The 14342-nt window shown below is 45.0% G+C and carries 6 protein-coding genes, 9 tRNA genes, 3 rRNA genes and 2 pseudogenes; 4 read left to right on the top strand and 16 right to left on the bottom strand.

The window, feature by feature from the left end; all coding sequences use genetic code 11:
* Position 1: 1 nt before the first annotated feature.
* The 3 genes from NSQ71_RS00565 to NSQ71_RS00555 form a co-directional block, all read right to left on the bottom strand.
* Positions 2 to 550 (bottom strand): UvrB/UvrC motif-containing protein, encoded by a 549-nt coding sequence (locus NSQ71_RS00565; RefSeq protein WP_063387128.1) that lies wholly within the window; start codon positions 548 to 550, stop codon positions 2 to 4.
* Between the two features lie 14 nt (positions 551 to 564).
* Positions 565 to 1026: a CtsR family transcriptional regulator gene (locus NSQ71_RS00560; protein ID WP_063387474.1), complete on the bottom strand. Its 462-nt coding sequence runs from the start codon at positions 1024 to 1026 to the stop codon at positions 565 to 567.
* Between the two features lie 241 nt (positions 1027 to 1267).
* On the bottom strand, positions 1268 to 1942 hold the full coding sequence (locus NSQ71_RS00555) for an MgtC/SapB family protein (protein WP_232515631.1): 675 nt from the start codon (positions 1940 to 1942) through the stop codon (positions 1268 to 1270).
* A gap of 610 nt (positions 1943 to 2552) precedes the next feature.
* Between NSQ71_RS00555 and NSQ71_RS00550 the strand changes: the two are divergent.
* The 3 genes and pseudogenes from NSQ71_RS00550 to NSQ71_RS00540 all read left to right on the top strand — a co-directional run.
* Positions 2553 to 3209 (top strand): annotated as a pseudogene (locus NSQ71_RS00550) (transposase); the annotation flags it as partial.
* Positions 3210 to 3313: 104 nt separating this feature from the next.
* Positions 3314 to 4687, top strand: coding sequence for an IS1380-like element ISGsp2 family transposase (locus NSQ71_RS00545; RefSeq protein ID WP_327847978.1), 1374 nt, complete (start codon positions 3314 to 3316; stop codon positions 4685 to 4687).
* Positions 4688 to 4966: 279 nt separating this feature from the next.
* A complete protein-coding gene (locus NSQ71_RS00540) occupies positions 4967 to 5719 on the top strand; it encodes a prepilin peptidase (protein ID WP_340732297.1) in 753 nt (250 codons plus the stop codon).
* A 433-nt stretch (positions 5720 to 6152) separates the two neighbouring features.
* Here the strand turns inward: NSQ71_RS00540 and NSQ71_RS00535 are convergent, their stop codons facing one another.
* The gene (locus tag NSQ71_RS00535; RefSeq protein ID WP_340732294.1) at positions 6153 to 6605 is read right to left on the bottom strand and encodes a hypothetical protein; all 453 of its coding nucleotides are present in this window, start codon (positions 6603 to 6605) and stop codon (positions 6153 to 6155) included.
* Between the two features lie 264 nt (positions 6606 to 6869).
* Here NSQ71_RS00535 and NSQ71_RS00530 point away from each other — a divergent pair.
* Positions 6870 to 7814: pseudogene (locus NSQ71_RS00530) on the top strand (ISL3 family transposase); the annotation flags it as partial.
* 102 nt (positions 7815 to 7916) lie between these two features.
* On the opposite strand, the gene NSQ71_RS00525 reads toward NSQ71_RS00530, so the two are convergent.
* From NSQ71_RS00525 to NSQ71_RS00470, 12 genes are all read right to left on the bottom strand, one after another.
* Positions 7917 to 7989 (bottom strand) — tRNA-Ala (locus NSQ71_RS00525).
* A gap of 10 nt (positions 7990 to 7999) precedes the next feature.
* Positions 8000 to 8076: transfer RNA gene (locus NSQ71_RS00520), tRNA-Pro, on the bottom strand.
* Between the two features lie 4 nt (positions 8077 to 8080).
* A tRNA-Arg gene (locus tag NSQ71_RS00515) sits at positions 8081 to 8157 on the bottom strand.
* Positions 8158 to 8162: 5 nt separating this feature from the next.
* Positions 8163 to 8251 (bottom strand) — tRNA-Leu (locus NSQ71_RS00510).
* A 7-nt stretch (positions 8252 to 8258) separates the two neighbouring features.
* A tRNA-Gly gene (locus NSQ71_RS00505) sits at positions 8259 to 8330 on the bottom strand.
* A 6-nt stretch (positions 8331 to 8336) separates the two neighbouring features.
* A tRNA-Leu gene (locus NSQ71_RS00500) sits at positions 8337 to 8419 on the bottom strand.
* A gap of 7 nt (positions 8420 to 8426) precedes the next feature.
* Positions 8427 to 8502: transfer RNA gene (locus NSQ71_RS00495), tRNA-Lys, on the bottom strand.
* Between the two features lie 603 nt (positions 8503 to 9105).
* A tRNA-Thr gene (locus tag NSQ71_RS00490) sits at positions 9106 to 9178 on the bottom strand.
* A gap of 154 nt (positions 9179 to 9332) precedes the next feature.
* Positions 9333 to 9408 (bottom strand) — tRNA-Val (locus NSQ71_RS00485).
* Positions 9409 to 9430: 22 nt separating this feature from the next.
* Positions 9431 to 9546, bottom strand: a 5S ribosomal RNA gene (gene rrf, locus NSQ71_RS00480).
* 95 nt (positions 9547 to 9641) lie between these two features.
* Positions 9642 to 12574 (bottom strand): 23S ribosomal RNA (locus NSQ71_RS00475).
* A 138-nt stretch (positions 12575 to 12712) separates the two neighbouring features.
* Positions 12713 to 14266 (bottom strand): 16S ribosomal RNA (locus NSQ71_RS00470).
* The 16S, 23S and 5S rRNA genes sit together here with 2 tRNA genes alongside, the layout of an rRNA operon.
* Positions 14267 to 14342: the final 76 nt, after the last annotated feature.

Genomic DNA, 14342 nt, shown 5'->3' with positions numbered 1-14342 from the left:
GTCATACTCCCCTTTCGTTCCGTCCATTTATCTTCGCTTCAATGGACCGAATTTCATCCCGAACTTGAGCTGCTCTTTCGAATTCCTCTTTCGCAATTAATTCTTGCAGTTCCTGTTTAAGCATTTTCAGGCGCTTTTTCAAATGAATACTTCCACCGGTCCGTTTCGGTACTTTACCGCCGTGAGTTGTATTCCCGCCATGAACACGTTTTAAAATCGGAGTAATTTGGTGATAAAATGTTTTGTAACAATGGGAGCACCCGAATTTACCAATTTTCGTAAATTGATCAAACGTCATATTACATTTCTCACATTGAATGACCTGATTTTTCTTGAAAACATTTTGCCCTTGGCTGCTAATGGCGCTGTCCATATTTAATAATCCGGACAATAAGTTGTTTATAGAAAAGCCTGGATTCATATTGAATATGAATACATCACTTTTTTCCTGTGCACATTTTTCACATATATGCACTTCAGTCTTTTCGCCGTTGATAATTTTTGTAAAGTGGAAAGTAGCGGGCCTTTCATGACATTCTTGACAAATCATCGTCCATCACATCCTCACTTATATTTTAACGAGGTGAGCATCGCCTTCATCATCCTTGCCCTCAATTCGTCTCGATCAGGCAAATCAATATATAAAACAGACCGATCAATTACGCTCAACATAATTTTCGCTTCTCTTTCTGAAATAACCTCTTCATCAGCCAATCTCAAAATAATATCCTCCGCCGACGATTGTGACAGCCTTTTACCAATGGCATTTAAAATTTGATTGATCAGCTGGATACGGTCATTGATTCGAATTTTCATAATTCGGATATAACCGCCTCCACCCCTTTTGCTTTCGACAATGTAACCCCGTTCAATTGTAAAACGAGTGTTGATCACGTAATTGATTTGCGATGGAACACATTGAAATTTATCCGCAATTTCACTTCTTTTAATTTCAACAATTTCTTTTCCGCTAGAATCTAATACATGCTTTAAATATTGCTCGATAATATCAGATATATTCCGCACCTCGAAAAACACCTCCTTCAACTTTTTGATTGGAATTGCAAAACGCTCAAGAAATGTGCAATATCCTTGAGGGATAGGAGGCAAGATGTTTACGTAATGCTTATTTCCTAAACGATAACAACTAGTCACTTGACTTTGACTATATTTGACCTTAATTATAATATAAATTTTTTTTTGTGTCATTTCAACAAAAAAGCTCACTAATAATATTGCCATTTACAATATGGAAAAAACCCGCTCTTTAAAAAACTTTTTTAACTTCTTGAAATTTCAATAATTCGTTTATGATTTCAGGCATTTCATCTTTTGGAAGGCCAATTTCAAGTAAATATGAACGCTTCGCATGTTTAGTTTCTTTTGGCTTTGACAATGTAAAATGAATTTTATAAACAGAAATATTTAATTGTTCAAGTTTCCGAGTAAATTCCACCAAATCATCTTCTGGAAGACTAACTTGTATCCATTTTTTGCTTGACTTCTCAGCAAAAAAAGCCTCCACCTTATTGAGAAAGATCAAACTCAACAATACAATCAAGGTAGAAAAAATCGCCAACGGATACATTCCTGCCCCAACAACAAGGCCAAGTCCTGCAACAACCCAAATCGAGGCTGCCGTCGTTAATCCTCTTACCGTAACCCCTCTCACTAATATCGTTCCAGCACCTAAAAAACCAATGCCGCTAATGACATAAGAAGGAATTCTTGCTGGGTCAAAACGAATATTTTCATAACGATCCATATATTCTTCAAAGCCATAAAGAGACAGCAGCATCATCATGCAGGAGCCGACACCAACTAACAAATGCGTGCGAAAGCCTGCTGGATGCCGTTTAAATTCTCGTTCAAGGCCAATAAATCCACTTAAAATGACTGCTAAAACAATGCGAATCAACATAATTTGCCATTCCTCAGGCATTATCATTCCTCCTTACCATCCAAATGACTTTTTCTGTTTTGGCCATATATGAATTTTGAAATGATACAGTATTATACTTTCCCATTATATGCGATGAACAGTGCTCAATATTCAATTGTTCTTGAGTATGAGACTAAGAATGATATGAAACAAAAAAGCACTTTTAGAGCTGGCTTTAAAATCAAACGAAGCTTTCACTGCTCATATGCTTCAAGAATGGAACAGTTTATGCTTCTGAAGTAGCGATCAATTAATTATACTCCGATTGAAGGTTTTAAAGAAAGCGAGCTTGATTGCAATAGATGCGGAGGATCTTCAGAAGAAGCGAGCTCTTAGTTGTTCGTAAATTTGTCGTTTTTGTTCGTTCTGTTTTAAGCTGTTTTGTCTGTTTGTTGTAAATTTCCATTTACAAGAGGATAAAAGAGGCTTGAGCTTCTCAAACCGCATTGCAGCGAATAATCGTTTCGTCCATACTTTTTTACATGAGCATTTTGTACATTTTTCAACCCAAGAGCCATAAGGTTTTCTAAAGCATAAAAAAGGACTTCACCCCTTATTTGTAGAATTTTGAAGTGACCAAACCACAAAAATCCACAAGGAGGAAGTCACTTTGTATATTCTACAAGAAAGTCTATTTTCCTTTGAAGAATTGCAAATTTTAGAGTCAAAAGAGAAATTACCGATCTTTTTTAGTGCTCTAGATTTGCGTCCTTATGCTAAACAATTGAAAAGTTCTTCACCCCAAGGGGCTGAAGGACATTCCAAAGAAGGGATATTAAGGGCTCTTATCGCTGCCCCATTAGAAGGTATTGATACTTTTACTTCTCTTCACAATCGATTGAAAAATGACCTGCGTTTTCGTTACCAATGTGGTTTAGATATTAGCAGGCCTGCACCATCCATCTCTACTCTTAGCCGAGTATTTTCTTCACTAACCAAAACTGGACTCGTGAAAAGAATCTTTCAAGATCTCGTCCAGTTAGCTCAAGAGGAAGGAGTAATTGATGGAAAACATCAGGCTATCGACAGTGCCGCCATTGATGCTTACGAAAAGAAGCAGCCTAAGAAGCGAAGTGAACAAACAGGCAACGCCAATTGGGGGGCAAAGTTTGATTCCTTCGGTAATAAAATTACTTGGTTTGGCTATAAGATGCATCTTTCCGTTGACACCAAAAGTGAATTACCAATGGCGATTGAAGTAACCCCTGCTCATATCAACGATGGGGATGTCGCACCACAATTAATTGAACAAGTAAAGAGTTGTACAAACTCTAACCTGAATCCGTGACAAAACATCTTTACAATGGTCGCAAACCGTTGATACGATAAGGGAAAACGACGTTGACGATTCTTCATCAAGTAGGTGATGTGATGAAAGATTTCCCGATTCGGTTTGTATTGACAGATGAAGCGATTACCCCAAGTGCTGGGCTTGCTCTCGTTGGCTACTTACTCCATCGAACGAAACTGGATAAACGGGTAAACGCACTTCGGCTTCCAACGGTTCGTCGAGAAGTGCACATTTCCCATAGCGATGTCATTCGCTCGATGATTGGCTTGCTTGCCACAGGAAAAACGGATTTCGATCATATCGAAGCGTATCGTCAGGACGATATCTTTTCGGCATCGATGGGGATTCAGCACGTGCCTTCCTCTCCAACCTTGCGACAACGACTCGATCAGCTCGCTTGTCTTCCGATGACCGAAACGATTCTTTGGGAGGAGTCCATACGTCTGTTGATTCAACGACATGCCACTTTGTCCCCTTGTTGGACCAAAGGAAAGACGACATGGCTTCCCCTTGATATAGATGGTTCCCCATTTGACAACTCCGATACGAAAAAAGAAGGAGTCAGTCGAACGTATAAAGGATTTGACGGTTTTACACCGTTGTTTGCGTATGCAGGGAAGGAAGGGTATCTCGTTCATGCCGAGTTGCGTCCAGGGAAACAACATGTGCAAGACAACATGCCCTCGTTTTTAGTCACCGCTATCCGTCGAGCTCGTCAACTGACTTCATCTCGTCTGCTTGTTCGCATGGATGCAGGAAACGATGCAGAAGCGAATGTGCACGTATGCCTAAAGGAAGACGTGGACTTTGTCATCAAGCGAAACTTACGCCGAGAATCGACAGCGCTTTGGTTCCAGATCGCTTCGCAAAAGGGCAAACGTGTCGATGATGGACAAAGCGAAGGAGTACAAACCTATGAGCTATGCCTTCCACAGAAGGCAGCGATCGATGGAAACACGTATACGTACGTTCAAGTCACCCAAGTGACGGAACGGACGATGGAACGCAATGGACAGCTGATGCTCGTTCCTGATTATGAAGTGGAAAGCTATTGGGTGCGGCTCAAAGGATACGAGCATGTTCGAATGAGCGATGTGCTCGCGTTGTATCATGACCATGCGACATGCGAACAGTTTCATAGCGAACTGAAGAGCGACTTAGATTTAGAGCGGCTTCCATCTGGGAAGATGAAAACGAATGCGCTCGTGTTGGTCATGGGAGCCTTCGTTTACAATCTTCTTCGTCTGATTGGACAAGATCTATTAAGCGATCCGAGACATCCGTTGCACCACAAAGTGAAACGCCGCCGCATCAAGACGATTATTCAGACGGTGATCACGATGGCAGGGCGACTCGTCCGTCGATCACGACAGATCTGGATGAAACTGACGCGAAGGAGTGGCTATAGCGAGCCCCTACTGAACGTCTATCAGAAATGGAGAGAGGCAAGATAACGAACGAATGTTCGAGCGCTGATGTCCAACGTCACTCCCTGTGCTTTTTTGTCTATTTTTTTGGTTCGTATACCTAAAAAAGAGATTTGTTCCATTTTCGGAAATAGAGATGACATAGGTCATAAGCATAAAAAGGGTTTTATGGATTATCAATCCATCAAAATTACAACAAAATCAAAGTCGATTTCAATTCATCACGGATTCAGGTCATCAGAAACAAATAAGGAATCGCAAAATGGTAAAAACAGCCCTAAATACTAATGTACGAGGAGTTTGGCAATGGTTTTCGTTTACCTTTTTTTCTTTGTTATCGGAATCATTTTCGGGTCTTTTTTTAATGTTGTCGGTCTTCGCATCCCGAAAAAACGCTCAATCGTTCAGCCGAGGTCGCACTGCCCGCATTGTGGCCATTTCTTATCCTGGTATGAATTAATACCCATCTTTTCATACTTGCTTCAAAAAGGAAAATGCCGCAGCTGCCGTGTTCCGATTTCGGCTATTTACCCAGTGATGGAGCTGATCACAGGTTTACTATTTGTTTTTAGTTTTTACAAAATTGGATTTAGCAAGGAGCTTTTAGTAGCACTACCCTTTGTTTCACTTCTTATCATTATTACGGTGAGTGATTTATCTTACAAATTGATTCCGAATCGAATTTTAATCTTTTTCTTCGTTCTATTTATTTTCCTGCGGATCTGGATTCCGCTTCATCCTTGGTATGATTCGATAATTGGAATGACTGTCGGTTTTATCCTTCTTTATATCATTGCCATTGTAAGCAATGGCGGAATGGGAGGCGGAGATATTAAACTATTTGCTGTTTTAGGATATGCTTTAGGTCTTAAAGGAGTGTTATTAGCTTTTTTCCTGTCTACCTTGATTGGTGCATTATTCGGTCTATTTGGCATCATCGCGAAACAATTAAGCCGTAAATCGGCGATACCATTCGGACCTTTCATAAGCATTGGAGCCGTGCTTTCATATTTTTATGAAACGGAAATTTTCCATTGGTATATTCAGTTAATCATATAATGGACAAAAGAGAACAGGTCTGACTTTTCTTTTCTTTTGATATGAAGCCAAAGTATTTTTAACAGAGCCTAGCGAGCTAAACGGCCTTTTTCAAAATCTTTACAATGGTGATAATGTCATCCATAACAACGATAAATGTTAATTAATCGGTTACACGCTCTCTTTTCTTGTTGAATATATAAACACTCAAAGCTTGCAGAAGGAATATATACGCTAAATATATGGCAATGGAAAATAATATGTTATATCCCTTATCAATTCCCGAAGACGGCAAATGGAAATAAGAAGAAATATCTAAATGATTGAATATAACGTAATCAAAAACAGCAAATTTACGCAGAAATGCAAAAACCGCAATTTTGGCAATCTCCACAACAAAAAGTATGGTAAAAATAAACATATACTTTTTGAATAGAACAGCCAAAAACATAGATCATGTTACATAAAAAATTGCGGTATAGGACTTCGCAATAAGTAATAACAATGCATGATAAAAAATATCATGATGAAATCCATAAAGTATGATAACGATTATGCTAGTCGATAATACAATGATTCCGTTGCAAATAAATACGAACAAATAAGAAGCGTATATTTTATGTAAAATCATTTTACGGGTGCTTTTATTTTTTTCAAAAACTCCATCTTTCATGATTGAAGCAGCAGAGCAAAAAATATAATATAGCAAGGCAATTAGGGCAATGATATCGACAGAGAAGCTTTGGAAAATCAATGACTCCGATTCTTCCGATAAAGCATCCTGTACAGACTTCATATTCTCATTGCTAAGTATGAAATATTGCAGTCCGCATCCTATCATGATTGCAGCAAGTATAACATAAATTGGTTTGTGATGAGAAAAATACATTTTTATTTCATTACCCATTTTCCTATCCTCTCATATATTCAAGAATGAAGAAAATTTTATCCAAGTTCCTCTGAATCGTTTTTTATAGTGAATTGAAATTAATGAATAAAACTAGAGCATTTATTACGATTAAAAACATACACAATAATAGCGCCTTTTTGGAATCGATGATATTTTTTTGATTCATCACCACTTTTTGTGATTTTGGCAAAAAAGAAGAAAACACTTACGAAAACCTGGCAATAATGTTAGCTACCAGACAAACATAAGGAGGTTTCGTAAGTGCTTTCTATATCACTAGAATTGCCAGAGTTTGAAGTGATTAAACAACTTTCTTTCTCCAATCAATATTTTGTTCATGTTCAAAAAAAGTGTCATGAGGAACGTTGTCCTTATTGTGGATTTATGACTTCTTATGTCCATGACAGGAGGACAAGAAAGGTTCGTGATCTTCCTATTCTCAATCATTCTGTGTGTTTATTTGTGCTGGTCAAACGATATCAATGCCAAAATTGTCAATCGGTATTCTCGGAGCCTTATGAGTCGATTCAACCTAATAAACACCAAACGAATAGGTATCGTGAATACTTGTTTGAATTATGTCAGGATACAACTATACAAGATGTAAGTCGAAAACAAAAGATTCCGTATTCGACCTTAGAGAGAATTTACTACTCGGTCGCTCAAGAAAAAGCTGCCCTTCATCAAAAACAAATTCATGAAGCTTTAGATAAGGATGAACTGGTTTTAAGTTTAGATGAGGTGTCTGTACGAAAAGGTCATCGATACGAAACCGTTTTGACAGAGGCGAAATTAGGCTGTGTCATCGGAATGCATAAAGACCGAGATTGTGATTCCACCATTCAACTATTCCATCAGAATGTCCTTTCCTCCCAAACGGTTCAAACCATCGTTTTGGACATGTGGGAGCCTTATCATAAAGCGATTCAATCCGTCTTTCCTTTAGCGACGATCGTCATTGATAAATACCATGTTGTTCAAAAAGTCACACAAGCCTTAGACAAAGTTAGAAAAGGATTTGCAAAACTAAAAAAAGCAAGGTTCCTCCTGTTGAAAGGATATGAATCACTACAGGATCATCAGAAAGCACGCTTGGAAGAAATCTTAGAAGAGTACCCAGAACTTGCTTGTGCTTACTATTTAAAGGAACTATTTCGAGATTTCTATAAGTTGACCGATTACGATGATGCCCATGATCTTTTAGACCTATAGTTCATGTACATGCCGGGCGCACATAAAAAAAAACCTTAGGAATCTCCCTAAGGTTCAGCGGATTATTGGAATTGGTTGTATAAATAAATATTTGGATGGAGCCTAGCGGGATCGAACCGCTGACCTCCTGCGTGCAAAGCAGGCGCTCTCCCAGCTGAGCTAAGGCCCCTTTAAATTCCTGGTCGGGAAGACAGGATTCGAACCTGCGACCCCATGGTCCCAAACCATGTGCTCTACCAAGCTGAGCTACTTCCCGTATATGGCGCGCCCGAGAGGAGTCGAACCCCTAACCTTTTGATCCGTAGTCAAACGCTCTATCCAATTGAGCTACGGGCGCCAATATGGTGCCGAGGACCGGACTTGAACCGGTACGGTAGTCACCTACCGCAGGATTTTAAGTCCTGTGCGTCTGCCAATTCCGCCACCCCGGCAGAGAAAAGCGGAAGACGGGATTCGAACCCGCGACCCCCACCTTGGCAAGGTGGTGTTCTACCACTGAACTACTTCCGCATATGATGCGGGTGGAGGGACTTGAACCCCCACGCCATAAAGGCGCTAGATCCTGATTCTAGTGCGTCTGCCAATTCCGCCACACCCGCGTCAAAATGGTGAGCCATGGAGGATTCGAACCTCCGACCCTCTGATTAAAAGTCAGATGCTCTACCGACTGAGCTAATGGCTCATAAAAAATTTTTTTCTCCTAATCCATTTTTCATTTGTCAGATGTCCCTTCCTCTGCCAGTCTTTTCGAGGATGCTGGATGCGTCGGGACAACTCGTCGCCTATTCGATGAAGCCTTGCTCGTTGCTCTACCGACTGAGCTAATGGCTCATAAAAAATTTTTTTCTTCTAATCCATTTTTCATTTGTCAGATGTCCCTTCCTCTGCCAGTCTTTTCGAGGATGTTGGATGCGTCGGGACAACTCGTCGCTTATTCGATGAAGCCTTGCTCGTTGCTCTACCGACTGAGCTAATGGCTCATAAAAAAACTTATTCTTCTAATTCATTTTAAATTTGTCAGATGTCCCTTCCTCTGCCAGTCTTTTCGAGGATACTGGATGCGTCGGGACAACTCGTCGCTTATTCGATGAAGCCTTGCTCGTTGCTCTACCGACTGAGCTAATGGCTCATGATCAAAAATATTTTTTCAGCTGTCTCTTCTGTCTTAACTATTTGGAGGACGATCAATGACATCAGGGCAAAACAACCTGTCACAAATTTGATGAAGCATTGCTTGTATAACAACTGATTGAAAGACATATTCATAATAAAACAACTAAAATGATGCCGGCGAGAGGAATCGAACCCCCAACCTACTGATTACAAGTCAGTTGCTCTGCCAATTGAGCTACACCGGCATAATAACAACTTCAATACTCAGTTTTTGCCTTTGCTTAAATTGTTATTCCAATGAAAGTAAGCTTGCTTAAGAAGAATCTCAATGTAGTACGCTGAAGTATAATCAAAGAAGACAGAACATGCTCTCCAATTGAGCTGCACGAGCATGCAAGATGGTGGAGGATGACGGGATCGAACCGCCGACCCCTTGCTTGTAAGGCAAGTGCTCTCCCAGCTGAGCTAATCCTCCTAAAAACAATTAAATAAAGGCAGCCTGGCAGCGTCCTACTCTCACAAGGGACAAACCCTCACTACCATCGGCGCTGAAGAGCTTAACTTCCGTGTTCGGGATGGGAACGGGTGTGACCTCTTCGCCATTGCCACCAAGCAGCCTTTTCTGTTTTCCTTCCTGTTGTCAAATGACATCGGAATGTCATTCTTTCAAAACTAGATAACGGTTCCTTCACGAATAGATGCTCTTACTTGGTTAAGTCCTCGATCGATTAGTATCCGTCAGCTCCACGTGTCACCACGCTTCCACCTCGGACCTATCTACCTCGTCATCTTCAAGGGATCTTACTCGCTTTTAGCGATGGGAAATCTCATCTTGAGGGGGGCTTCACGCTTAGATGCTTTCAGCGCTTATCCCTTCCGCACATAGCTACCCAGCGATGCCCCTGGCGGGACAACTGGTACACCAGCGGTGCGTCCATCCCGGTCCTCTCGTACTAAGGACAGCTCCTCTCAAATTTCCTGCGCCCGCGACGGATAGGGACCGAACTGTCTCACGACGTTCTGAACCCAGCTCGCGTACCGCTTTAATGGGCGAACAGCCCAACCCTTGGGACCGACTACAGCCCCAGGATGCGATGAGCCGACATCGAGGTGCCAAACCTCCCCGTCGATGTGGACTCTTGGGGGAGATCAGCCTGTTATCCCCGGGGTAGCTTTTATCCGTTGAGCGATGGCCCTTCCATGCGGAACCACCGGATCACTAAGCCCGACTTTCGTCCCTGCTCGACTTGTAGGTCTCGCAGTCAAGCTCCCTTCTGCCTTTGCACTCTCCGAATGATTTCCAACCATTCTGAGGGAACCTTTGGGCGCCTCCGTTACCTTTTAGGAGGCGACCGCCCCAGTCAAACTGCCCACCTGACACTGTCTCCCGCCCCGATCAGGGGCGCGGGTTAGAATGTCAGTACAGCCAGGGTAGTATCCCACCGTCGCCTCAGCGCAAGCTGGCGCTCACGCGTCTCTGGCTCCTACCTATCCTGTACAAGCTGTACCCACATTCAATATCAGGCTGCAGTAAAGCTCCACGGGGTCTTTCCGTCCTGTCGCGGGTAACCTGCATCTTCACAGGTACTATAATTTCACCGAGTCTCTCGTTGAGACAGTGCCCAGATCGTTACGCCTTTCGTGCGGGTCGGAACTTACCCGACAAGGAATTTCGCTACCTTAGGACCGTTATAGTTACGGCCGCCGTTTACTGGGGCTTCGGTTCGCACCTTCAGCTACAGCTTAAGCGCTCCCCTTAACCTTCCAGCACCGGGCAGGCGTCAGCCCCTATACTTCACCTTACGGTTTCGCAGAGACCTGTGTTTTTGCTAAACAGTCGCCTGGGCCTTTTCACTGCGGCTCATCATGGCTTATCACCTTGATGAGCACCCCTTCTCCCGAAGTTACGGGGTCATTTTGCCGAGTTCCTTAACGAGAGTTCTCTCGCTCACCTTAGGATTCTCTCCTCGCCTACCTGTGTCGGTTTGCGGTACGGGCACCTCTCACCTCGCTAGAGGCTTTTCTTGGCAGTGTGGAATCGGGAACTTCGGTACTTCCTTTCCCTCGCCATCACAGCTCAGCCTTCCGGCAAGCGGATTTGCCTGCTTGCCAGCCTAACTGCTTGGACGCGCACATCCAGCCGCGCGCTTGCCCTATCCTCCTGCGTCCCCCCATTGCTCAAACGGTGAGGAGGTGGTACAGGAATATCAACCTGTTGTCCATCACCTACGCCTTTCGGCCTCGGCTTAGGTCCCGACTAACCCTGAGCGGACGAGCCTTCCTCAGGAAACCTTAGGCTTTCGGCGGAGGGGATTCTCACCCCTCTTTCGCTACTCATACCGGCATTCTCACTTCTAAGCGCTCCACCGGTCCTTCCGGTCCGGCTTCGATGCCCTTAGAACGCTCTCCTACCGCTGACACCAACGGTGTCAACCCGCAGCTTCGGTGATACGTTTAGCCCCGGTACATTTTCGGCGCAGAGCCACTCGACCAGTGAGCTATTACGCACTCTTTAAATGGTGGCTGCTTCTAAGCCAACATCCTGGTTGTCTAAGCAGCTCCACATCCTTTTCCACTTAACGTATACTTTGGGACCTTAGCTGGCGGTCTGGGCTGTTTCCCTTTTGACCACGGATCTTATCACTCGCAGTCTGACTCCCAAGGATAAGTCATTGGCATTCGGAGTTTGACTGAATTCGGTAACCCGATGGGGGCCCCTCGTCCAATCAGTGCTCTACCTCCAAGACTCTTCCCTTGAGGCTAGCCCTAAAGCTATTTCGGAGAGAACCAGCTATCTCCAAGTTCGATTGGCATTTCACCCCTACCCACACCTCATCCCCGCACTTTTCAACGTGCGTGGGTTCGGGCCTCCAGCAAGTGTTACCTTGCCTTCACCCTGGACATGGGTAGATCACCTGGTTTCGGGTCTGCGACCTCGTACTATTTCGCCCTCTTCAGACTCGCTTTCGCTGCGGCTCCGCCTTTCGGCTTAACCTTGCACGAAATCGCAACTCGCCGGTTCATTCTACAAAAGGCACGCCATCACCCGTTAACGGGCTCTGACTACTTGTAGGCACACGGTTTCAGGTTCTCTTTCACTCCCCTCCCGGGGTGCTTTTCACCTTTCCCTCACGGTACTGGTTCACTATCGGTCACTAGGGAGTATTTAGCCTTGGGAGATGGTCCTCCCTGCTTCCGACGGGATTTCACGTGTCCCGCCGTACTCAGGATCCACTCGGGAGGGAACGGAGTTTCGACTACAGGGTTGTTACCTTCTCTGACGGGCCTTTCCAGACCTCTTCGTCTACCCCGTTCCTTTGTCACTCCTTAATCGAGTGTCCTACAACCCCAAGAGGCACGCCTCTTGGTTTGGGCTGTTCCCGTTTCGCTCGCCGCTACTCAGGGAATCGCTGTTGCTTTCTCTTCCTCCGGGTACTTAGATGTTTCAGTTCCCCGGGTTGCCCTCCATACCCTATGGATTCAGGTATGGATACTGCCCCATTACGGGCAGTGGGTTCCCCCATTCGGACATCTCCGGATCGACGCTTACTTACAGCTCCCCGAAGCATTTCGGTGTTTGTCCCGTCCTTCATCGGCTCCTAGTGCCAAGGCATCCACCGTGCGCCCTTTCTAACTTAACCGTTTCTTCCTAACATGAGCGATCTATTCGTGAATGTCTTTCCGTTATCCAGTTTTCAAAGAACAATCAAGAAGGATATGATCCTTCAAAACTAAACAAAACGGAAAAGCGCACCCTATTTCAATGTATATATCCTTAGAAAGGAGGTGATCCAGCCGCACCTTCCGATACGGCTACCTTGTTACGACTTCACCCCAATCATTTGTCCCACCTTCGGCGGCTGGCTCCCGTAAGGGTTACCCCACCGACTTCGGGTGTTACAAACTCTCGTGGTGTGACGGGCGGTGTGTACAAGACCCGGGAACGTATTCACCGCGGCATGCTGATCCGCGATTACTAGCGATTCCGGCTTCATGCAGGCGAGTTGCAGCCTGCAATCCGAACTGAGAGTGGTTTTTTGGGATTCGCTCCACCTCGCGGTTTCGCTGCCCTTTGTACCACCCATTGTAGCACGTGTGTAGCCCAGGTCATAAGGGGCATGATGATTTGACGTCATCCCCACCTTCCTCCGACTTTTAGCCGGCAGTCACCTTAGAGTGCCCAACTGAATGCTGGCAACTAAGGTCAAGGGTTGCGCTCGTTGCGGGACTTAACCCAACATCTCACGACACGAGCTGACGACAACCATGCACCACCTGTCACCCTGTCCCCGAAAGGGGAACGCCCTATCTCTAGGGTTGTCAGGGGATGTCAAGACCTGGTAAGGTTCTTCGCGTTGCTTCGAATTAAACCACATGCTCCACCGCTTGTGCGGGTCCCCGTCAATTCCTTTGAGTTTCAGCCTTGCGGCCGTACTCCCCAGGCGGAGTGCTTAATGCGTTTGCTGCAGCACTAAAGGGTGGATACCCTCTAACACTTAGCACTCATCGTTTACGGCGTGGACTACCAGGGTATCTAATCCTGTTCGCTCCCCACGCTTTCGCGCCTCAGCGTCAGTTACAGGCCAGAGAGCCGCCTTCGCCACTGGTGTTCCTCCACATCTCTACGCATTTCACCGCTACACGTGGAATTCCGCTCCCCTCTCCTGCACTCAAGTTCCCCAGTTTCCAATGGCCGCTCGCGGTTGAGCCGCGAGATTTCACATCAGACTTAAGGAACCGCCTGCGCGCGCTTTACGCCCAATAATTCCGGACAACGCTTGCCACCTACGTATTACCGCGGCTGCTGGCACGTAGTTAGCCGTGGCTTCCTCGTCAGGTACCGTCAAGGTACCGCCCTGTTCGAACGGTACTTGTTCTTCCCTGACAACAGAGCTTTACGATCCGAAGACCTTCTTCGCTCACGCGGCGTTGCTCCGTCAGACTTTCGTCCATTGCGGAAGATTCCCTACTGCTGCCTCCCGTAGGAGTCTGGGCCGTGTCTCAGTCCCAGTGTGGCCGGTCACCCTCTCAGGTCGGCTACGCATCGTCGCCTTGGTGAGCCGTTACCTCACCAACTAGCTAATGCGCCGCGGGCCCATCCTGCAGTGACAGCTAAAAGCCGCCTTTCAACCGAAAACCATGCGGTTTTCGGTGTTATCCGGTATTAGCTCCGGTTTCCCGAAGTTATCCCAGTCTGCAGGGCAGGTTGCCCACGTGTTACTCACCCGTCCGCCGCTAACCTAAAGGAGCAAGCTCCCTTCGGTCCGCTCGACTTGCATGTATTAGGCACGCCGCCAGCGTTCGTCCTGAGCCAGGATCAAACTCTCCAAAAAAAGTTTGTCACCAAATGCTCTTGTCAGAATCAACAGGCACGCTTTTCGTTTTGTTCAGTTTTCAAAGATCATGTTG

It is taken from the genome of Aeribacillus sp. FSL M8-0235, assembly GCF_038000355.1.
In the GTDB taxonomy this organism is placed as follows: domain Bacteria; phylum Bacillota; class Bacilli; order Bacillales; family Aeribacillaceae; genus Aeribacillus; species Aeribacillus composti.
The sequence above is the reverse complement of the archived record's forward strand: the minus strand, read 5'-3'. Positions and strand labels throughout refer to the sequence as shown.

Coding starts and splice junctions, on each gene's coding strand:
- NSQ71_RS00565 (WP_063387128.1), bottom strand. CDS start 550: ATGATTTGTCAAGAATGTCATGAAAGGCCCGCTACTTTCCACTTTACA.
- NSQ71_RS00555 (WP_232515631.1), bottom strand. CDS start 1,942: ATGCCTGAGGAATGGCAAATTATGTTGATTCGCATTGTTTTAGCAGTC.
- NSQ71_RS00545 (WP_327847978.1), top strand. CDS start 3,314: ATGAAAGATTTCCCGATTCGGTTTGTATTGACAGATGAAGCGATTACC.
- NSQ71_RS00540 (WP_340732297.1), top strand. CDS start 4,967: ATGGTTTTCGTTTACCTTTTTTTCTTTGTTATCGGAATCATTTTCGGG.
- NSQ71_RS00535 (WP_340732294.1), bottom strand. CDS start 6,605: ATGGGTAATGAAATAAAAATGTATTTTTCTCATCACAAACCAATTTAT.